A 20,205-nucleotide genomic window follows, 5' to 3' on the forward strand; every position below is an offset into this window, starting at 1 on the left:
AAAGTTTCCTGCACTGACAGGTTGAAAAACACGCAAATATCCCCAAGCTCTTAAATGTGGCTAAAATTCAGTCGCAAGGAACCTTGCGCATCAAATAATCGTACTGTGCGATTATTTCGTGCGCCAAGAGCAGAAAAAGGGGTATTGAATGAAGAACAGCTTTAACACGCTTGCACAGCTTACCGTCAACGCTAAGCAGTACCATATTCACTCGCTGTGTCCACTGGGCGACAAAGCCAAGCGCTTACCTTTCTCGTTAAAGATTCTATTGGAAAACCTGCTGCGCCATGAAGATGGCGAGAGCATCAACAAAGACGATATTCAGGCCTTGCTTGATTGGCAACCACAAGCCAAGCCGAGTAAGGAAGTGGCCTTTACGCCTGCCCGCGTGGTGATGCAGGACTTCACCGGAGTGCCCGCCATAGTGGATTTAGCCGCTATGCGCGATGCCATGGAGCAACTTGGCGGCGACCCCAGCAAGATCAACCCCCTGTCGCCGGCGGAGCTGGTGATCGATCACTCGGTGCAGGTTGACAGCTATGGTAACAACGGCGCCTTCGATCTCAATGCCAAGCTCGAATACCAACGCAATAAGGAACGCTACGAATTTTTACGCTGGGGGCAAACGGCCTTTGATAACCTCACCGTGGTGCCTCCGGCCACTGGTATAGTGCATCAGGTTAACCTAGAGTACCTGGCTCGGGTGGTGTTTGAAAAAGATGAACAGGGGCATACCTTTGCCTACCCGGACAGTCTGGTTGGCACCGACTCGCACACCACCATGATCAATGGTCTGGGCATTCTTGGTTGGGGGGTCGGTGGCATCGAAGCCGAGGCCGCCATGCTCGGCCAACCCATCAGCCTGCTTATCCCCCAGGTGGTAGGCTTTAAACTCAAGGGCGCACTGCCAGAGGGCACCACGGCCACGGATCTGGTTCTGACGGTCACACAAATACTAAGACAAAAAGGCGTGGTCGGTAAGTTTGTTGAGTTCTACGGTGACGGCCTGGCCGATCTGCCGCTGGCGGACCGCGCAACCATTGCCAATATGGCGCCCGAATACGGCGCCACCTGTGGCATCTTCCCTATTGACCAGGAAACCATAGAGTACCTTAAGCTCACTAATCGCAGTGACGAGCAAGTAGCCCTTATCGAAGCCTATGCCAAACATCAGGGAATGTGGCGTGAGGCAGGCGACGAACCCCTTTACAGCGACATAGTGGAGCTGGATTTAGGTACCGTAGTACCTAGCCTGGCAGGGCCAAAACGGCCGCAGGATCGCATCCCGCTTGATACAGCAGGCGATACCATCACCGAGCATCTGCGTGCCTTTCAAGACGAGCGGGCTGAAAAAAAAGCGCTGGAGATGGAAGAGGAAGCCCGCATTGTTTCAGAGGGCGGACAACCAAAACAATTGCAAACCGAGCCTGAAGTCACCGGCATAGCCAAGGTGAAGTATAACGGCGAAGAGTTTGAGCTCAGCGATGGCGCCTGTGTGATTGCCGCCATCACCAGTTGTACCAATACTTCAAATCCCAGTGTGATCCTTGCCGCCGGGCTGGTTGCCAAGAAGGCTAAGGAACTGGGATTGAATGTGAAGCCTTGGGTAAAGACATCCTTAGCGCCGGGCTCACAGGTGGTCACCGACTACTTGAAAAAAGCCGAGCTGATGGATGACCTAGAAGCACTTGGCTTTAACCTGGTGGGCTATGGCTGCACCACCTGTATTGGTAACTCGGGGCCACTGCCGGATGAAATTCAGCAAGCCATCACCGAGCACAAGTTGGTGGTCAGCTCGATTCTCTCCGGTAACCGTAATTTTGAAGGCCGTATTCACCAGGATGTGAAAATGAACTTCCTCGCCTCACCGCCTCTGGTGGTGGCCTATGCCCTTGCCGGTCGCACCGATATTGATGTCTACAACGAGCCACTCACCCAGGATGTTCAAGGTCGCGATGTGTACCTGAAAGACCTCTGGCCCTCGGTAAGCGAGGTGGCTGAGCTGGTCAAATCCACAGTCACCAAGGAGATGTTCGCGAAAAGCTATGCCGACGTTTACAAGGGCGATGAACGCTGGCGAAATATCGCCGTGCCCCAGGCCAAACGCTACGAATGGGATGAAGCGTCCACCTATATTCGCAAGGCTCCCTTCTTTGACGGCATGAGTAAGGAGCCGCCGGGCCTACCTAGCATAACGGGCGCTCGTTGTTTGGCAAAACTCGGCGACTCGGTCACCACCGACCATATCTCCCCGGCGGGGGCAATTAAGGCCGATGCACCTGCGGGCCAGTACCTGATTAAACATGGTGTCTCTCAAGGGGACTTTAACTCCTATGGCTCGCGCCGGGGTAACCATGAGGTGATGATGCGCGGCACCTTTGCCAATGTGCGCCTGCGTAACCAGCTTGCACCGGGCACCGAGGGTGGTATTACCAGGACCCAGCCGGAAGATGACCTGGCCAGCATTTACGATGCGGCCATGCAGTACCAGAAAAACAACACGCCTCTGGTGGTGTTAGCCGGGACGGAATATGGTACCGGCTCGTCGCGAGACTGGGCGGCCAAGGGCTCCTTGCTTCTCGGCATAAAAGCTGTGATCGCCAAAAGCTATGAGCGTATCCACCGCTCCAACCTGATTGGTATGGGCGTGCTCCCCTTGCAGTTTAAAGACGGGCAAGGCCATGAGGAGCTTGGGTTAACCGGCAAGGAAACCTTCGATATTAATGGCCTTTGCGATAAAGCCAAAGAGCTGGAAATTGTCGCCACCAACGAGGACGGACAGCAAACCAAGTTTAGAGTGGATGTGCGTATCGATACCCCGAAAGAATGGGAATACTACAAGCACGGCGGCATCTTGCAGTATGTGCTGAGGCAAATGCTGCGCTCCTAAGTCAGATTAAGCCGTGCCTAGCACGGCTTTTTTCAGTTTAGGCCAAATAGCTGAGCTTACCCTCGGCCTGCAACTTAGCCACATAACGCTGCTCCAACGGCCAGGGGTGACGCTTCCAGCCTTGAAAACCAAATCCGATGATATGCACCGGCCTGCCGCTGGCGGCAAAATGGGCTATGGCCTGAGTGCCGGAGCTCGGCCACCTGGGTGTGCAATCGGGCCGCCCTAAACGTAACAGCTCGGTCAAGAGCTGCTGCCTGGCTAGCGCCGTAATGCGTGTACTTGTCTGGGCCCCGGCAAACTTGACCATCAACGCGTCACCATGATCCAGATTGCCCCGGCGGCCAAGCAAACGAAAAAAGCGCTGTGCAATAGGGTTAGGCTCGGGGTCGGTGATCACCAGACTGTGCAGCTGCCGTGGGTCGATATCCAACTGTGAGTGCGCCAGTTTATGGGCCTGGCGACCACGAGCACTGAGCCAGAGATCGGTGCATTTGCGGCCAAGGTGCGTGGGCATACCGGCACAAAAGTTAAAACGCACCACCCGCGTATAGGTTTCCACCTCGGCACTGATGTCCTCGGTGATGGGGGCATTGCCAATGATCAATATTGGCTTGCCGGCTTCAGACATACGTTACTCCCCTCGCATCCATAGAGGGCGGATCCTAGAGCAAGTTTATGAAGCCTCAATGACAAAAATACTTGTCCCGCGATGTAACAATTTCACCTGACTGTGCGTATTCGTTTTTAACCCAGCATGGGTTTTAGAGGTGCGCCGCGTCCGTTGATGCGAGCGCGCAAATCTAATCAATGTGCCGCGGCACATTGCCAACTAAAGATTAAGGTACCACTATGAACACATACAAACCCCTAACGGTGATTGTCCTGGTGAGTGCAGTTGCCCTCTTCACTTCCGCTGTCGACGCTAAAGAGCGTACCACGGGTAAAGGGGCCCCAGACCTTCCGGTCATTTACGTGACCTCTCAGAACCTTTATTACGACACTCTGCTGTTAAAAGATTTGCCGTTTAATGGCACTGAAAATTTCCAGTTGCTGGAAATGGATGGCCCCACCGGAGTACAAACCGAATTCGGCCCCATGGATACCGGCTATTATGGCGGGCGTTGGTGGGTGGATGCCAACCCCAATGGCTTTATGGATGAAGGTGATGTCTACTTCTTATGTCCGCTTCTGGGCCCAGGTAGAGAAACCCCATAACCTCTTCTTCAATGCGGCGAATAAGTTGTTTATGCGCCGCATTAAGCACTTAATGTAATTTCATTTTCGGCCTAACAACTCGCATCAGTTTTTCGCTTAGCCACAGCGCCATCATTTTCAAAGTGCCGTGCACTGCTTGTTGATGCATTCTGTACAGGCTCATATACATCCACCGCGCAATTTTGCCTTCAATAAACACATCACTGCTGAGGTTACCCATCAAATTGCCAACGGCACTAAAGCGAGCCAAGTTCACCAGGGAACCATGGTCTTTATAAACAAAAGGTTGCAGAGGCTTGCCCTGATACTCGCGAATGATGTTGTTTTTTACCGTACTGGCCATCTGATGCGCTGATTGTGCTCTCGGTGGTACCAAGGAACCGTTCTCTTGCGTGAACGCACAGCAATCCCCCACTACATAGATATGTTCGTCATCGCTTACTTGCAGGTAAGAGTTAACCACAATTTGATTGTTGCGATTGAGTTCAAAGACACCAAGATCTTTCAAAAAGTCCGGTGCTTTTACACCTGCAGCCCAGACCTTAATGTCGCAATCCAAAGTTTGATCTTCAAAGTGGATAGTACGCTCATCGATTTGTAATACTCGTTTACCCAAATGTAAGGTTACGCCAATTTTTTTAAGCTCCATTGTCGCTTTAGTAGCGATACGCTCAGGCAGTGCCGGGAGGATCCGGTCACTTGCTTCGATAAGGTGAATATTCAGGCGGTCTTTATTGACCTTATCTAGTCCGTATATCTTAAGCAAACTAGTGACATGAAAGAGCTCAGCAGATAATTCAACACCTGTCGCCCCTGCACCGATGATCGCTACGTTGAGTTTTGATGTGCTCTCATCCGCCTGCTGCAAGCGAGTAAAGCTGTCCAACAAGGTGTGTTGAAAACGTTCTGCACCACTGACTGAATCCAAGAAGAAACAGTGCTCTTGTGCTCCGGGAGTATTGAAGTCATTGCTCACGCTGCCGATGGCGAGAATCAGTTTATCGTATTTAAGCGTGCGCTCAGGAAGCACCACTTGGCCACGGTCATCTAAAAGGGGGGCAAGTAAAATTGTTTTGGTAAGACGGTCAACATTATAAAACGTACCGAGTTGGAAAATGAAATGATGCTTTGCTGCGTGAGCAGAATAGACAACACCATCCAAGCTAGCATCGAGTGAGCCAGTTGCGACCTCATGGAGTAGAGGCTTCCAGATGTGTGTGCGGTTACGATCTATCAGTATAATTTCAGCTTTGCGCTTTTTGCCCAATTTATGGCCCAAGCCCGTCGCGAGTTCTAATCCTCCTGCACCACCACCAACAATAACGATGCGTGGTATTGATTCGTCGTTCATAGCTATTCCTCAAAAATTGCATACCCAAATGCACGTACCTGAGCGTCAAATGTACTTGGGTATTGTTGGCCAGTGGGTTGGCCAATCTCTTGTTTTCGAGGAACAATTTGGCCCAGCTTACGCCTTCTGTTAACAAAAGTCATTAAGGCGCCAACTACTGAATTAATATATGTAATAACTTTGCTAAGCGAGACATAGACCTGCAGCATTTGCCGCTTCTAAATGCGTGGCTAGGTAAATTACGCGGCGAACTGGTGAACCAATGCTGAGCAAAATGGCATATCCCAGCGAATAGGGTGGATGTGATTGCCTGTCATCCCGCTCAACATTTTACGCGATAAAGCCAGGCTAATCCCAATCCGATCACCATCACTAGCAAACCCGGGGTGATGTGAAACAGCAAAATATGGCCTGGTTCATACATGCAGGCTAGCTGCATATACAAGGCAGGCATCATACCGGACGCCAGGCTCAAAGAAATGGCCATACGTCGTGGGTGGAGAGGATAGAACTTACGCGTCACAAACCAGGCCAGGCTCAGGGGCACCAAGGAATACAACAGGGTTTCAAACTCACAGCTCGGTCGTTTTCCCAGACTGGCAGGCTCAAGTGTGGGAGCCACTAAGCCGATTACATATTGCAGCAGCCAGAATAACATCAGCGTTAAACCAAGGAGCTGTAATCTGCCGCTCGTTCTGCCGGGCACCGCATCCCGAAAAGCCTGCACGCTGACATAAACTATCGCCACCACCCCCGACAGGGTTTCGAATAAGAAACGCGGCGTCGACAACAGCTGAGAAAAGGCGTCCGGGCGCACTGGGCCAACGAGATGAGTTAGCACAACGACATACAGCATACTCAACACAAACCAGGCCATGGCCAGCTTGTCCAGATCCGGCATCCTGCCGACCGGCTTGAGGTGATGGCTGAGCTCCGCGATAAAGGTTATTCGATCCGGCATTAGTCTTCCGCCTCGATTATATGTTTGAGTTTGTTGATGGCCCTGTGCACTCGCACCTTAAGCGCGCTTTCTGAAATTCCCAATTGTTTCGCGGCTTCGCTGCTAGTAAGGCCTACCAGTTTGGTCAAGGTGAGCGCTTCCCTGTGGGGAGCCGGCAACTCCTTCAATAGGTTTTCTTCATCAATGCCGTCTTCCACCGAAGGGCTCTGAGATACAAGACCCTGCACTTCGAGTTGATACGGCTCCGTGTGTTGAATGCGGCTACTTTTGTGGCGCAGATAATCTATGACCTTGTGCCGAACTATAGTGAAAAACCAAGGCCTGAACGGACGCTGGGGGTCATAGGTATGGCGCGCCTTGTGAATGGCTAGCAAGGTTTCCTGGACGCAATCTTCTATGAACTCCTGATCCCCGAAACGCTTTTTAAGATAGCCGTGAATCACGTTTGCCAGCTCAGTCAGTAATTGACGGTAATCGGATTCGCAGCCGCCTTGGGCACTGGCCATCAGCTCTGACCAACGGCTGTTATCGGATTGCGACGCGTCATTGATGCTCATCCGTGAAAAAAAGGCCCTGAGTTCATAAGCCGAGAAGATGACAATTCCAAAATGAAAGTCCTCTGAGATTGACGCCATTGCGAGTAAAGCAGCAGACGGATGAGCCACCCTCGTAAAGCTGTCACACCTTGAAGCGTTAATAATAGCACCTCAACAACACGCCATATTAACTAACTACGTACGACAGCAAGCAATGGTTACAATGCACAAAAATAAACTGGGCTGAGTTCAGGGTAAGTTTGCCGTGCTTAGCTCATGCCGCCACAGGCTGGAGGCTTGACAGAAAAGTGAAGAAGGAATGGACGGGAGTGTGGGTATATCGCCAACCGCAACGGGCCCAATAATGAAAAAGCCCCGGCGAATGCCAGGGCTTTTTGGGTCCAAATAGACTTAATTAAAAATTAAGCTTTCTTAGGACGCTCAACAACTTCTACCAAAGTCCAAGACTTAGTCTTAGAGATAGGCGCACATTCACGAATAGTAACTGTGTCGCCTGCCATAGCAGAGTTGTTTTCATCATGTACGTGCAACTTAGTAGTACGTTTCATGAACTTACCGTAGATCGGGTGCTTCACGTAACGGGCTACAGCAACAGTGAAAGACTTGTCCATCTGTCGCTGATTACACGGCCTTGTAGAGTACGGATCTTATCGCTCATTATGCACCTGCCTTCTGGTTAATAACCGTTTTAACACGCGCGATATCGCGACGTACTTTACGTAGCAAATGAGATTGAGCTAGCTGACCAGTGCTTGCTTGCATGCGCAGGTTAAACTGCTCACGAAGAAGTTCAATAAGTTCAGCATTTAGCTCTTCTACGCTTTTATCTTTAAGTTCGCTAGCTTTCATTACATCACCGTCCGAGTTACAAAAGTGGTTTTGAATGGTAATTTACGAGCAGCTAGGTTGAATGCTTCACGAGCAAGCTCTTCTGAAACACCTTCCATTTCGTAAAGTACTTTACCAGGCTGAATTTCAGCAACCCAGTATTCAACAGAACCTTTACCTTTACCCATACGAACTTCAAGCGGCTTTTCAGTGATTGGCTTGTCTGGGAATACACGGATCCAGATTTTACCTTGACGCTTGATGTGACGTGTCATAGCACGACGAGCTGCTTCGATTTGACGAGCAGTCATACGGCCACGACCAGTAGCCTTAAGACCGAAAGTACCGAAGCTTACTTTGTTACCGTTTTGCGCAAGACCACGGTTGCGGCCTTTGTGCACCTTACGGAATTTTGTACGTTTTGGCTGTAACATTATTCGCTACTCCTACTTAGCACTTTTCTTGGCTTTCTTCGGGCCACGTTTAGCAGGCTTCTCTTGCTCTTGTACTAGTGGAAGACCACCAATAACTTCGCCTTTGAAGATCCATACTTTAACACCGATAATGCCGTAAGTGGTTGCAGCTTCAGAAGTTGCGTAATCGATATCAGCACGAAGAGTGTGTAGAGGTACACGACCTTCACGGTACCACTCAGAACGTGCGATTTCTGCGCCGCCTAGACGGCCGCTTACTTCAACTTTGATACCCTTTGCACCTAAGCGCATTGCGTTTTGTACCGAACGCTTCATAGCGCGACGGAACATAACACGACGCTCTAGCTGTGACGCAATACCGTCAGCTACTAGTTGTGCATCAAGTTCTGGCTTACGTACTTCCGCAATATTGATTTGCGCAGGTACACCAGCGATTTTTGTTACAGCTTGACGTAGCTTTTCAACGTCTTCGCCTTTTTTACCGATAACAACACCAGGACGAGCTGTGTGAATTGTTACACGGATAGATTTTGCTGGGCGCTCGATAACGATTTTAGCCACAGAAGCGTTCTTAAGTTCCTTAGTAAGGTAAGAACGTACTTTGTGATCGCCAAAAAGCTGCTCAGAGTAATCTTTTGTATTCGCGTACCAGGTAGAAACCCAAGGTTTAGAGATACCTAGGCGAATACCAGTAGGATGAACTTTTTGTCCCATTACTTATATCTCCTAGTTATCCGAAACCACAACAGTGATGTGGCTTGTACGCTTAAGGATGCGGTCAGCGCGTCCTTTAGCACGAGGCATGATGCGTTTCATTGTAGGACCTTCGTCTACAAATACTTTCGCTACTACAAGCTCATCAATGTCAGCACCTTCGTTGTGCTCCGCGTTCGCGATAGCAGACTCAAGTACTTTCTTAACTAATGCAGCCGCTTTCTTAGGGCTGTACGCCAGGATTTCTAGGGCGCGATCTACCGGTAGTCCACGGATTTGGTCTGCAACTAGACGTGCTTTTTGCGCCGAACCAGAGGCGAATTTGTGTTTAGCTAATGCTTCCATCATAACCTCCGATTAACGTTTCTTAGCTTTCTTATCCGCAGCGTGACCGCGGTAAGTACGTGTAGGTGCGAATTCACCCAGTTTGTGACCGATCATTTCGTCTGTGACAAACACAGGAACGTGCTGACGACCATTATGGACAGCGATGGTCAATCCGATCATGTTAGGTATGATCATTGAACGACGGCTCCAAGTTTTAATTGGCTTCTTGTCACCGCTTTCCAACGCTTTCTCTACCTTCTTCAGCAAGTGCAGGTCAATAAATGGACCTTTCTTGAGAGAACGTGGCATGGCTATTCCTCAACTATTATTTAGTACGACGACGTACGATGAACTTATCAGTACGCTTGTTCTTACGAGTCTTGTAACCTTTGGTAGGTACGCCCCATGGAGATACAGGGTGACGACCACCAGAAGTACGACCTTCACCACCACCGTGCGGGTGATCTACCGGGTTCATGGCAACACCACGAACGGTCGGACGGATACCACGCCAGCGGTTTGCACCGGCTTTACCAAGTGAACGTAGCATGTGCTCAGCATTACCTACTTCACCTAGCGTTGCGCGACAGTCAGCTAGTACTTTACGAACTTCGCCTGAACGAAGACGTAGAGTCACGTATTGACCTTCACGTGCTAGGATTTGTACGTAAGCGCCTGCAGAACGTGCAATCTGTGCACCTTTACCAGGCTTAAGCTCTACGTTGTGTACGGTCGAACCTACAGGCATGTTGCGCATAGGTAAGGTGTTACCAGCTTTGATTGGTGCATCAACACCAGACTGGATTTGATCACCTGCTTTAAGACCCTTAGGAGCGATGATGTAACGACGCTCACCGTCTGCATAACAAACCAAGGCGATGTTCGCGCTACGGTTTGGATCATACTCTAGACGCTCTACTTTAGCTGGAATGCCATCTTTAGTGCGTTTAAAGTCAATTACACGGTAATGATGCTTGTGACCACCACCGATATGACGAACCGTGATACGACCTTTGTTGTTACGACCACCGGTTTTAGAGTTCTTCTCTAGAAGCGGAGCGTATGGCTTACCCTTGTGTAGATCAGGGTTAACCACTTTAACGACGTGACGACGACCCGCAGAAGTTGGTTTACACTTTTGAAGTGCCATAATTCTAACTCCCCTTATTACTCGGCGCCGCCGACAAAGTCTAGCTCGCTACCTTCTTTAAGAGTAACGTAGGCTTTCTTCCAGTCGCTACGACGACCGAAACGCATACCAGTACGCTTTGTTTTACCCTTAACATTAAGTGTGCGAACACCAGTTACTTCTACTTCGAAAAGCTTTTCTACAGCTGCTTTAACTTCAGCTTTAGTTGCATCTTTAAGTACTTTGAAAACAATCGTGTTGTTATCTTCAGCAGATACAGTGCTCTTCTCAGAGATGTGCGGAGCAAGGATTACTTTTAAAAGACGTTCTTCACGGATCATGCTAGCGCCTCCTCAAGTTGCTTTACAGCACCCTTAGTCATAACAACCTTATCGAAAGCGATTAGGCTTACTGGGTCGATACCAGCTACATCACGTACGTCAACCTTGTATAGGTTACGAGCAGCAAGGAATAGATTCTCTTCTACTTCTTCTGTCACGATTAGTACGTCTTTAAGCTCAAGCTCTTTAAGCTTCGCTACAAGTGCTTTAGTCTTAGGAGCTTCGATACCGAAGTTCTCAACTACAACTAAACGCTCTTGACGAACAAGCTCAGATAAGATGCTCTTGATCGCACCGCGATACATCTTACGGTTAACTTTTTGGCTGTGATCTTGCGGCTTAGCTGCAAAAGTCACACCACCGCTACGCCAGATTGGGCTGCGGATTGTACCAGCACGTGCACGGCCAGTACCTTTTTGACGCCATGGCTTCTTACCGCCACCGCTTACTTCAGAACGTGTCTTCTGAGCTTTAGTACCTTGACGAGCACCTGCTGCGTAAGCAACAACTACTTGGTGTACTAATGCTTCGTTAAACTCACGTCCAAAAGTAGCTTCGGAAACTTCAAGAGCGCCTGACGCGTCTTTAATTGCTAATTCCATCACTAAATCTCCAGGACTTATGCTTTAACAGCAGGTTTAACGATAACGTCACCGCCGATAGCGCCAGGTACTGCACCTTTAACTAGAAGCAGGTTACGCTCAGCGTCAACACGAACTAGTTCTAGGTTCTGAGTAGTTACACGCTCAGCACCCATGTGACCGGCCATTTTCTTACCTTTAAACACCTTACCAGGTGATTGGTTTTGACCGATTGAACCAGGAGCACGGTGAGACAAAGAGTTACCGTGAGTTGCGTCTTGCATGCTGAAGTTCCAGCGCTTAACACCACCTTGGAAACCTTTACCTTTAGAAGTACCAGTAACGTCAACTTTGCTCACTTCGTTGAATACTTCAACAGTGATTTCGTTACCAACTTCAAAGTCGCCTTCACCGCCATTAAGACGGAATTCCCACAGACCACGACCCGCTTCAACGCCAGCTTTAGCGAAGTGACCCGCTGCTGGTTTGTTTACACGGCTAGCTTTTTTCTCGCCTGCGGTTACTTGAAGCGCGTTATAACCGTCTGTTGCGTCAGATTTGATCTGCGTAACACGGTTAGGAGTCGCTTCGATTACGGTTACTGGGATAGATACGCCATCTTCAGTGAAGATACGAGTCATGCCCACTTTACGACCGACTAGACCTAATGCCATTTTCCTAAAACCTCTCTAATCTTCCGATTAACCCAGGCTGATTTGAACATCAACGCCAGCAGCAAGGTCTAGGCGCATTAGAGCGTCTACAGTCTTGTCTGTTGGTTCTACGATGTCGATCAGACGTTTGTGGGTGCGGATCTCGTACTGATCACGCGCGTCTTTGTTAACGTGCGGAGAGATCAATACAGTGAAACGTTCTTTGCGTGTAGGAAGTGGGATTGGACCACGTACCTGAGCACCTGTGCGTTTCGCAGTTTCCACAATTTCCGCCGTTGATTGGTCAATCAAACGGTGGTCAAAAGCTTTTAGGCGAATGCGAATGCGTTGATTTGACATTCTAAAACCTCAATAAAAAGAGCATTTAAAAAGAGCATAAAAAAACACCCGAAACTTACTTACTACTAAGAAGTCGGTTGTCCTTTCATTTTCTACCATTGAGCTCCAAATCGGAGCTCCTGTTTATGCTTGAAATCCAAGCTATATCTAGCTTTCCATGTCCTTGGTGGAACACCTAAGGCAAAGAAAGTCTGCGTATTATAGAGATATTGGTGATAAATGCAACAGTTTTTTGTGCTTAAGGAAGGGTACGGTGGACAAGAAGGAGGAAGCGCTTGATGCTGCGTCACTCACCCGTCCTTCTTGTCTGCCGCAACACAGAATTCAGCCCCAGGGATACGACTAAATACCGAGCCTGGCGCGTTTGTCGCAGCCATTGTTCTTATTATCGAGACTCTTAACTGACAGCAGGCTTAAAGCCTGTTCATTTTATGTACCAAGGCCAATCCCTCGTCTGACGGCAGTGGAAGGCAAAACCTCCCCGCGCCCTTGGCTCAGTCGCCAAGCCAGCTCATAGCAATGGTCAGTCCAGTTAGAACTTGGTATCATTTACGCCCTTTATTGTGTTTTTTAATGCCAGTTGCATTAATAAAGTGCTCGGGTGTAGCAACGGATAAAAGCTCGGGATAGCGAGGCTAAAATTATGGTATATAGTTGTTCTATCTAAATAATTTTTAACGAAGCTAGCCTGGCGTTTGGCACGCTGGATTGAGCAAAATTTTAATAAATTGGTATTCGACATTACCTGATCTGTTATTGCCCCTTGGTAATGTGGTTAAGCGAGTGAGTGTAAATGAAAATGTTAAACCGCAGCGTCGACTTTCTAGCCCGTTGCTTAAATGCCATTTGTGTAAGGTCCAAGGTGCTGCCGCAGCAGCCGATTGCCGACTTCGAGCTTGATACCTCGGTACCCACCTTCTACATTGGCCGCTTAAACTCGCGCCTTGATATCGCCGCCCTGGCGAAGATCTGTCGCAAGCTGGGCCTGCCAGATCCCAGTCAGGAGCAGAGTCTCGCCGACACCGAGCTGCCGCGCTTCATCGGCATTCAAAATCCACCGCCGGTATTCGGTACTAAAAGTCGCCCCAGCTGTGCCCTGCAACAGGGTAAAGCGATTTTCGATGCCCTTGCCAAGCAACCAGAGCAAAAGATTCAGATTATTCCTGTGACCATTCTCTGGGGCCGCAACCCAGGCAAAGAAAAGCCAGGCTTAAGCACGCTAATTTCCCATTCCCTGACACCGAGTTGGTTCCGTAAGTTTTTCGTGGTGCTGTTCTCGGGCCGCGACAACCTTATTCGCTTTAGTCAGCCCCTGGATTTAACCCAACTGGTGCATGATAAGGGTGACAAAGACGAGCTCCCGCAAAAACTACTGCGTGTGGCCCGGGTGCACTTCCGTCGCCAAAAGCTCGCCGCCACCGGTCCGAAACTGCCTTCTCGCGAGGCACTGTTTAATTCCTTGCTGGCGTCGCCAACCATTAAAAAGGCCATTGCCGACGAGGCCAAGGCCAAAGGCATCAGTCAGGAAGAGGCGCGAAAAAAAGCCCTGCGTCTGCTCGATGAAATCGCCGCCAACTACTCCGATGCCATGGTGCGCGTCGCCGACCGCATTCTTACCTGGCTGTGGAATAAGCTCTATAACGGCATCGACGTGAACTATGCCGAGCAGGTGCGCGAGCTGACCGATAAGGGACACGAGATCATCTATGTGCCCTGCCACCGCAGCCATATGGACTACCTGTTACTCACCTACGTGATTTATCACCAGGGCCTGGTGCCACCGCACATTGCCGCGGGTATCAACCTCGACTTCTTCCCCGCCGGGCCGATTTTCCGTCGCAGCGGCGCCTTCTTTATTCGCCGTTCCTTCAGTGGCAACAAGCTCTATTCGGCGGTGTTTAAAGAATACCTAAGCCAGCTCTTTATTAACGGCTACTCGGTGAAGTTTTACACCGAAGGCGGGCGCAGCCGTACCGGTCGCCTGTTACCACCGAAAACCGGCATGCTAGCGATGACCATTCAGGCCATGCTGCGCGGCATCGACCGCCCCATATCCATAGTGCCCGTGTATATCGGCTATGAGCATGTGATGGAGATCAACACCTACCTCAAAGAGCTGGCCGGCGATCATAAAAAGAACGAGTCTGTGCTGGGTATTTTCAAGGCCATTAAAAACCTCAAGAACTATGGTCGCGGTAACGTGAACTTCGGCGCGCCGATCAATATCAACCAGTTCCTTAACGAGCAGCAGCCGAACTGGCGCGAGGCGATTCATCCCACCGACGTGCAAAAACCGGCTTGGCTGGGTAAGCAGGTCAGCAATCTGGCCGACGAGATTATGATGAATATCAACAGTGCCGCCGCATTGAACTCGGTAAACCTGCTGGCCACCATTTTGCTGACCAATGATCAGTTTGCGCTCAGTAAGTCACAGCTGCTGGAGCAGATGGATTTCTACCTGCGCCTGCACCGGGACGCGCCACTCAGCGACAAGTTAACCCTGCCCCAGCAAAACAGCGCCGAGCTGCTTGGACACGCCCTGACCCTGAACAAATTTGACGTGGTGAACGACCACTTTGGCGACATCATCGCCATTAAAGAAAAAGAGCGCACCCTGTTTAACTATTATCGCAATAATGTGCTGCATCTGTTTGCGGTGCCCAGCGTCATTGCCCAGCAACTGTTTAACCACCACAGCATCACCCGCAGCGAGTGCAAGGCGCAGGTTCAACGCCTTTACCCCTTGTTTGCCAAAGAATGGTTCCTGCCTGAGCTGAACGACGACTACATCGACAAGGTTATCGCCAGCTTCGCCGAGCAGGGCCTTATTCGCCAAGACGGCGAGCAGCTGGAAGTGATCAAAGCGGGTGACAATCAGGCGACGCTGGAAATGCTGGGCAAGGTGGTACACCACACCTTGCTGCGCTACGCCATAGTCATAGGCCTATTAAGCCAAAGCGGCGATATGAGCCCTTCGGAGCTGGAAAAAGAAGGCGCCGTGATCGCCAACCGCCTAGGCACATTGCACGGTATTAAGAGCCCGGAATTCTTCGATAAGAAGGTACTGACCGGCTTTATTGCCAGCCTCAAAGAGCAGGGCTTGGTGCATCAACGCGACAACGCCCTCGCCCATACCGACGAGCTGGTTGCCCTGTACCAGGATCTGCAGCAGTTGCTGCCGGCCAGGTTGTGGCAGTCGATTAGCGATGCCATAGCGGCTATGCATGCAGGTCAGGCGTAAGCCTTTCTAGGTCGTCGGGCCGCCGACTATGGCGGTTTTTGTAGGTCGGTGCTCTGCGCCGACAGCGGTGTTAGTGGGATAGATCTTGTCGCGTTGGGCGACGAGCGACCGAAGCACCGCTTCGCAGCGCTAGGGTGAGCGCGTTTGGCAAATAGTCCAGTGAACTATTTTTTAGTAAGCGAACGCCTTAAGCCCAGCGGCGGGCCGGACGGTGGAGGCATGGATGCCGTAACTTCGTCACGAACAGGAATGCGGCTCGACACGTCTAAACCGGTTCACCAAACAACAAAAGTAGAGCAAAACATGCCAACATCAAAAAGAAAGGAGGCCTCATTTTCTCTTCATAAATTGAAAAGAACCCTTGAGATATAGGCGGGAATAAAAAGTTTAACACTACGCAAAGAAAAGAAACGTGTACACCTCGTGCCACAGACCAAATCCATGCCACGACCATTATTAACAATAACAAAGTTGCCATACTTTCAGCTCATCCTGAGTTTAATAAATCCCTCATCATAACGACATTGAACAGCATCTAGCGCTGCCGAGTCGTCTCTAGTAAACCAGCATACTACCTAATTCTAAAAAGTACACCCACCGCGACAAGATCTAGCCGCCATAGTCGGCGGCCCGAATCCCCTTGTTTTTCATTACCGCTCATTTTTGCTACAATGCGGGGCTTTTTGTGGGTTTGTCTTCGCGCCGGTGGGCGTGAGGCCTACTGGGAGCATGGCATGAAATTACTATATTGGCTGGATGAGTGGCTGACTCTTCCACCTCCAGAGCAACGCGAACGTCTACCAATGACGGGCAGCGACTTACTCGATGATGTGTATGTTAAATATCACTTTGTCGACCCTAGCAAACCGCTGCTATTCACATTTTCACCTGCCGGTACTAACTACCAAACCAGTGATTTACACGAGGGTTTTGCTCCATGGGGCTATCGCTTGGCGCTAAAGCAGCAAGTGAATATCATTGCTTTTCAGCACTTAGGTCAAAGTAACTGGTTTCGCAGTCGCAACCTCATCTTCTTCTTAGAACAACTAGCGCCTTTACTCACACCATTCTCTACGCGTCTTGGATATGGCTTAAGTCGCGGTGGGTTTGCCGTAGGGGCATTTTCTGAGCTGTTAAAGCTAGATTATGTTCTGTTACTTCACCCGGTGAGCACAAAAAATACCACCATTGCACCTTGGGACACCCGCTCCAGTACAGAACTTGCGCAGCAGTTTGATTGGCACGATGATTATCACGATCTGCAATTGGGAAATGCCAAAGGCTACATCATTTACGATCCAACCAATGAGATTGATCGTAAACATGCAAAACGCTACTCACAGCTTACTCACCTCCGCGTCTACGGTATGGGTCATGGCACTCACGCCAGTTATCTCAATAAGTTTGGCTTTTATAAGCAGGTGGCGAAGGACTTTTTGCACCACCAAGAACTGGATATCAAAACGTTTCGCCAGCAAACCAAAACGCTACGCCTAAAAGAAGATTATTATCAGTCTCTTAATCGAGCCAATAGTAACTCGCCACACCGCTTGGCACTGTTAAGTACGGCACATCAAATACTGGCCGATGAAAAAGAGCAGCATGTGCAAGAGCATAAAGCACAAATTGATGTGCAACCACTCATAGATGTCGCGGTGAAGCACCAAGACGATCACCCCAAAGATGCAATCAAACTCCTTGAAGTAGCGCAGCAACTGGTACCGGATGATCCCCTCGTTGAGCACAAATTAAGGCAGCTTGGGTAGCAACTTTTAAGCATGCGTTGCTCACCTAACACGGGCAAGCAAAAAGCAAATGTGGAGGCGCCCTCGGGTGTCGTCGCCAAAAACCATCGAAAACGTCGCGAGCGAAGTCAGTACAATGCAAAAATCGCTGAAAAGCCGCAGTTTACTGGCCGTAAATGAGGACTTTAAAGCGATTTTTAATCGCCGTAGTGTCGAGCGCAGCAGTTTTAAGCCCCTAACGCTCGCGCATCACACCTTCTTGAATGGTGGAAGCAACCAGGTTGCCCTTGCGGTCAAAGAACTGGCCGCGCACCAGGCCACGGCCACAGCTGGCGCTGGGACTGTCCACACTATAGAGCATCCATTCATCCATACGGAATGGGCGATGGAACCACATGGCGTGGTCGATAGTCGCAACCTGCATTTTCGGGTGCATAAACGACTTACCGTGCGGCTGCAAGGCGGTAGGCAAAAACTCAAAGTCCGACGCATAGGCCAACAGGTAGTTGTGAATACGCTGGTCGTCCGGCATCTCGCCGTTGGCCTTAAACCAGATATGCTTCACCGGCTCGGCAACCTGCGGCTTAAAGGGGTTTTGAAAATTCACCGGGCGCATGTCGATGGGCTTTTCGCTGATAAACTTGTTGCGAATGGGCTCGGGAATTTGATGGGCATGCTCTTGGTAGAATTCTAAAGCCGAACGCAAACCTTCCGGTGCCGGCACATCCGGCATAAGAGTCTGATGCTCCAGGCCCTGGGCGTCGCCGGAGAAAGAGGCTGTCATATAGAAAATCGGTTTGCCGTACTGAATGGCGCTGACACGACGAGTGCTTAGGCTCTTACCGTCGCGAATATTTTCCACATCATAAACAATGGGGCGCGAGGCATCGCCGGGCCGTAAAAAATAGGAATGCAGGGAATGCACCACGCGCCCTTCGGGCAAGGTTTCCTTCGCCGCCGAAAGCGCCTGACCCATAACCTGACCGCCAAAAACGGCCTTAAAACCCAGGTCCTGGCTGGCACCGCGATACAGGCCTAACTCGATTTCTTCCAGTTTTAACAGCGACAATAAATTATCTAATGCTTGGCTCATTGTGTCCTCATTTCCACATTGCAGCTAATACAATGATAATACTATACAATGAACCCGATTACCTAGCTCAGCACAGGACCCGACATGGCTTATTGGCTACTCAAAACAGAGCCCGATGCGTTTTCATTGGCAGACTTAAAAGCGGCCCCGGACGGCACTACGGTGTGGGATGGCGTACGTAACTATCAGGCCCGTAATTTTATTCGCGATGGCATGAAGGTGGGCGACAAGGTGTTTATCTATCATTCGAGCTGCAAGGTGCCCGCAATAGTCGGCGTGGCCGAGATAGTGAACGGTCCCTATGCGGATCCATCACAATTCGATGCCAGCGGCGATTATTATGATCCCAAGGCCACAACCGAGGCGCCGCGCTGGTTTAGTGTCGATGTGCAATACAGGGAAACCTTTAACAAGCCGGTGACCCTGCAGGCGATCAAGGCCGACCCGGCCATCGAAGAGCTGGCGCTGAAAAAATCCGGGCGCTTATCCGTGATGCCGGTCACCGAGGAAGAATGGCAATACCTGTGCGGCATTGCCAAATAAAGGCTCTCTAATCGCCGCCTATCATATCGCCGATGCCACCAAGGACCGAGCCCTCGCCTTGGCGTGCACCACCGGCTCGAGGGGCATGTTCAAGTACGCGATCAGCTAAACGTGAGAATGGCAGGCTTTGGATCCAAACGGTGCCATGGCCGCGCAGCGTGGTGAGGAACAGGCCTTCACCACCAAAGAACATGGAACGCAGGCCCTTAACCCGTTCGATATCGAACTCAATGCCGCCGGTGAAGCCCACCACACACCCCGTGTCTAGGCGCAGCGTTTCACCATTAAGCTGTTTCTCAACGACCGTGCCGCCGGCATGGGCGAAAGCCATCCCATCGCCTTCTAAGCGCTGCAAAATAAAGCCCTCGCCGCCAAAGAAACCGGCGCCTAATTTACGCTGAAAGGCGATGTTGACCTCGGTGCCCAGTGCCGCGCACAAGAAGGAGTCTTTTTGCAAGAACACCTGCTCACCCAACTCGGCCATATTTAAGGGCACAATACTGCCCGGGAAAGGAGCGGCAAAGGCAACGCGTTTTTTACCCATGCCCTGATTGGTAAAGTGGGTCATAAACAGGGATTCACCGGTGATCATGCGCTTACCCGCACTGAACAGCTTGCTCATAAAGCCTTGATTGACCTGGGAGCCATCACCCATTTTGGCTTCATATTGAATGCCGTCTTCAAGGTAGTTCATTGCGCCCGCTTCGGCGATCACCGCCTCACCCGGGTCCAGTTCCACTTCCACCATCTGCATCGAATGGCCGATAATTTCATAATCAACTTCATGACATCGCATTGTGCTTTCTCCTTTGCATTCGAACACCTAGCATGACGGAATTAAACAAGGGTTGCACCGAATAAAATGTAAGCAGCTTTTACAAGGGGGAGCCGAGGTCGAGGCCGTGGTAACCGCTGCCCGATCCGTTTTGAGTGTTATTAACCGCAGCACGCGCCGTCTTGTTGAATGGGTGGGCATTTAACCGTGCCAAATGAACAATACACGCAGCAGTCACCGGGTAAAGGCTTTAACAGGGTGTGGCAAGATGAGCACTCATAGTAATATTGGCACGCATCGGTTGGCATGGTTTCCTGCTTCTTTGCGCCGCACACTGGGCAGGTGATAACAGACTCAAGAATGACGTTATCCATTTAGACCTCTGTCGCATCTTGGTTAATAGCCCTTAAACCTTAGCATACCCCCTACTCGAGGTCCTCTCAGCCTGCGTTTACGTCAGGTTG

General features: G+C 50.3%; 22 protein-coding genes and 1 pseudogene. 5 read left to right on the forward strand and 18 right to left on the reverse strand.

The annotated features are described in order from the left end of the window. The first annotated feature begins 148 nt into the window (after window positions 1-148). Complete coding sequence (gene acnA, locus C2M29_RS08435) at window positions 149-2,890, forward strand: aconitate hydratase AcnA (protein WP_105189370.1); 2,742 nt, start codon at window positions 149-151, stop codon at window positions 2,888-2,890. A gap of 37 nt (window positions 2,891-2,927) precedes the next feature. Here the strand turns inward: acnA and C2M29_RS08440 are convergent, their stop codons facing one another. After that, window positions 2,928-3,521 (reverse strand): hypothetical protein, encoded by a 594-nt coding sequence (locus C2M29_RS08440; RefSeq protein WP_105189371.1) that lies wholly within the window; start codon window positions 3,519-3,521, stop codon window positions 2,928-2,930. Window positions 3,522-3,742: 221 nt separating this feature from the next. On the opposite strand from C2M29_RS08440, the gene C2M29_RS08445 reads away from it, so the two are divergent. Next, window positions 3,743-4,108 carry a hypothetical protein gene (locus tag C2M29_RS08445; protein ID WP_105189372.1) on the forward strand — a complete coding sequence of 122 codons (366 nt, stop codon included), beginning with the start codon at window positions 3,743-3,745 and terminating at the stop codon, window positions 4,106-4,108. Window positions 4,109-4,157: 49 nt separating this feature from the next. Here C2M29_RS08445 and C2M29_RS08450 read toward each other — a convergent pair whose 3' ends face one another. From C2M29_RS08450 to rpsJ, 14 genes and pseudogenes are all read right to left on the reverse strand, one after another. Beyond that, window positions 4,158-5,459, reverse strand: coding sequence for an NAD(P)/FAD-dependent oxidoreductase (locus C2M29_RS08450; protein ID WP_105189373.1), 1,302 nt, complete (start codon window positions 5,457-5,459; stop codon window positions 4,158-4,160). Window positions 5,460-5,781: 322 nt separating this feature from the next. Continuing rightward, window positions 5,782-6,420, reverse strand: a complete 639-nt coding sequence (locus tag C2M29_RS08460; RefSeq protein ID WP_105189375.1) for an NrsF family protein — start codon at window positions 6,418-6,420, stop codon at window positions 5,782-5,784. Continuing rightward, a complete protein-coding gene (locus C2M29_RS08465; protein ID WP_158684689.1) occupies window positions 6,420-6,977 on the reverse strand; it encodes an RNA polymerase sigma factor in 558 nt (185 codons plus the stop codon). The genes C2M29_RS08460 and C2M29_RS08465 overlap by 1 nt, the downstream gene beginning before the upstream one ends. A 401-nt stretch (window positions 6,978-7,378) precedes the next feature. Then, window positions 7,379-7,635, reverse strand: a pseudogene (gene rpsQ / locus C2M29_RS08470) (30S ribosomal protein S17). Then, a complete protein-coding gene (gene rpmC, locus C2M29_RS08475; protein ID WP_105189377.1) occupies window positions 7,635-7,826 on the reverse strand; it encodes a 50S ribosomal protein L29 in 192 nt (63 codons plus the stop codon). Before rpmC ends, rpsQ begins: the two are co-directional and overlap by 1 nt. Continuing rightward, the gene (rplP, locus tag C2M29_RS08480; protein ID WP_022944311.1) at window positions 7,826-8,239 is read right to left on the reverse strand and encodes a 50S ribosomal protein L16; all 414 of its coding nucleotides are present in this window, start codon (window positions 8,237-8,239) and stop codon (window positions 7,826-7,828) included. Before rplP ends, rpmC begins: the two co-directional genes overlap by 1 nt. Before the next feature lie 12 nt (window positions 8,240-8,251). Next, window positions 8,252-8,953: a 30S ribosomal protein S3 gene (gene rpsC, locus C2M29_RS08485; RefSeq protein ID WP_105189378.1), complete on the reverse strand. Its 702-nt coding sequence runs from the start codon at window positions 8,951-8,953 to the stop codon at window positions 8,252-8,254. Window positions 8,954-8,965: 12 nt separating this feature from the next. Then, window positions 8,966-9,298 carry a 50S ribosomal protein L22 gene (gene rplV, locus C2M29_RS08490; RefSeq protein ID WP_105189398.1) on the reverse strand — a complete coding sequence of 111 codons (333 nt, stop codon included), beginning with the start codon at window positions 9,296-9,298 and terminating at the stop codon, window positions 8,966-8,968. Between the two features lie 12 nt (window positions 9,299-9,310). Continuing rightward, the gene (gene rpsS / locus C2M29_RS08495; protein ID WP_010367084.1) at window positions 9,311-9,589 is read right to left on the reverse strand and encodes a 30S ribosomal protein S19; all 279 of its coding nucleotides are present in this window, start codon (window positions 9,587-9,589) and stop codon (window positions 9,311-9,313) included. Window positions 9,590-9,605: 16 nt separating this feature from the next. After that, window positions 9,606-10,430 carry a 50S ribosomal protein L2 gene (rplB, locus tag C2M29_RS08500; protein WP_105189379.1) on the reverse strand — a complete coding sequence of 275 codons (825 nt, stop codon included), beginning with the start codon at window positions 10,428-10,430 and terminating at the stop codon, window positions 9,606-9,608. A 17-nt stretch (window positions 10,431-10,447) separates the two neighbouring features. Continuing rightward, window positions 10,448-10,750, reverse strand: a complete 303-nt coding sequence (gene rplW, locus C2M29_RS08505) for a 50S ribosomal protein L23 (protein ID WP_105189380.1) — start codon at window positions 10,748-10,750, stop codon at window positions 10,448-10,450. Continuing rightward, entirely contained in the window at window positions 10,747-11,352 is a 606-nt protein-coding gene (rplD, locus tag C2M29_RS08510) for a 50S ribosomal protein L4 (protein ID WP_105189381.1), read from the reverse strand. The genes rplW and rplD overlap by 4 nt, the downstream gene beginning before the upstream one ends. 17 nt (window positions 11,353-11,369) lie before the next feature. Continuing rightward, complete coding sequence (rplC, locus tag C2M29_RS08515; protein ID WP_105189382.1) at window positions 11,370-12,005, reverse strand: 50S ribosomal protein L3; 636 nt, start codon at window positions 12,003-12,005, stop codon at window positions 11,370-11,372. A 27-nt stretch (window positions 12,006-12,032) separates the two neighbouring features. Further along, window positions 12,033-12,344, reverse strand: coding sequence for a 30S ribosomal protein S10 (gene rpsJ, locus C2M29_RS08520; RefSeq protein WP_010376390.1), 312 nt, complete (start codon window positions 12,342-12,344; stop codon window positions 12,033-12,035). Between the two features lie 793 nt (window positions 12,345-13,137). Here rpsJ and plsB point away from each other — a divergent pair. Then, entirely contained in the window at window positions 13,138-15,585 is a 2,448-nt protein-coding gene (plsB, locus tag C2M29_RS08525; protein WP_105189383.1) for a glycerol-3-phosphate 1-O-acyltransferase PlsB, read from the forward strand. 734 nt (window positions 15,586-16,319) lie between these two features. After that, window positions 16,320-17,351, forward strand: coding sequence for a cytosolic protein (locus C2M29_RS08535; protein ID WP_105189399.1), 1,032 nt, complete (start codon window positions 16,320-16,322; stop codon window positions 17,349-17,351). Between the two features lie 214 nt (window positions 17,352-17,565). Here C2M29_RS08535 and tesB read toward each other — a convergent pair whose 3' ends face one another. Then, entirely contained in the window at window positions 17,566-18,423 is an 858-nt protein-coding gene (tesB, locus tag C2M29_RS08540) for an acyl-CoA thioesterase II (protein WP_105189385.1), read from the reverse strand. 84 nt (window positions 18,424-18,507) lie between these two features. Between tesB and C2M29_RS08545 the strand changes: the two genes are divergently transcribed. Beyond that, window positions 18,508-18,966, forward strand: a complete 459-nt coding sequence (locus C2M29_RS08545) for an EVE domain-containing protein (RefSeq protein WP_105189386.1) — start codon at window positions 18,508-18,510, stop codon at window positions 18,964-18,966. Window positions 18,967-18,973: 7 nt separating this feature from the next. Here the strand turns inward: C2M29_RS08545 and C2M29_RS08550 are convergent, their stop codons facing one another. Together C2M29_RS08550 and C2M29_RS16725 are read right to left on the reverse strand one after the other, a co-directional pair. Then, a complete protein-coding gene (locus C2M29_RS08550; protein WP_105189387.1) occupies window positions 18,974-19,762 on the reverse strand; it encodes a TIGR00266 family protein in 789 nt (262 codons plus the stop codon). 140 nt (window positions 19,763-19,902) lie between these two features. After that, complete coding sequence (locus tag C2M29_RS16725) at window positions 19,903-20,115, reverse strand: GDCCVxC domain-containing (seleno)protein (protein ID WP_105189388.1); 213 nt, start codon at window positions 20,113-20,115, stop codon at window positions 19,903-19,905. Window positions 20,116-20,205: the final 90 nt, after the last annotated feature.

The sequence above is a fragment of the Pseudoalteromonas sp. T1lg48 genome (assembly GCF_002964785.1).
In the GTDB taxonomy this organism is placed as follows: domain Bacteria; phylum Pseudomonadota; class Gammaproteobacteria; order Enterobacterales; family Alteromonadaceae; genus Pseudoalteromonas.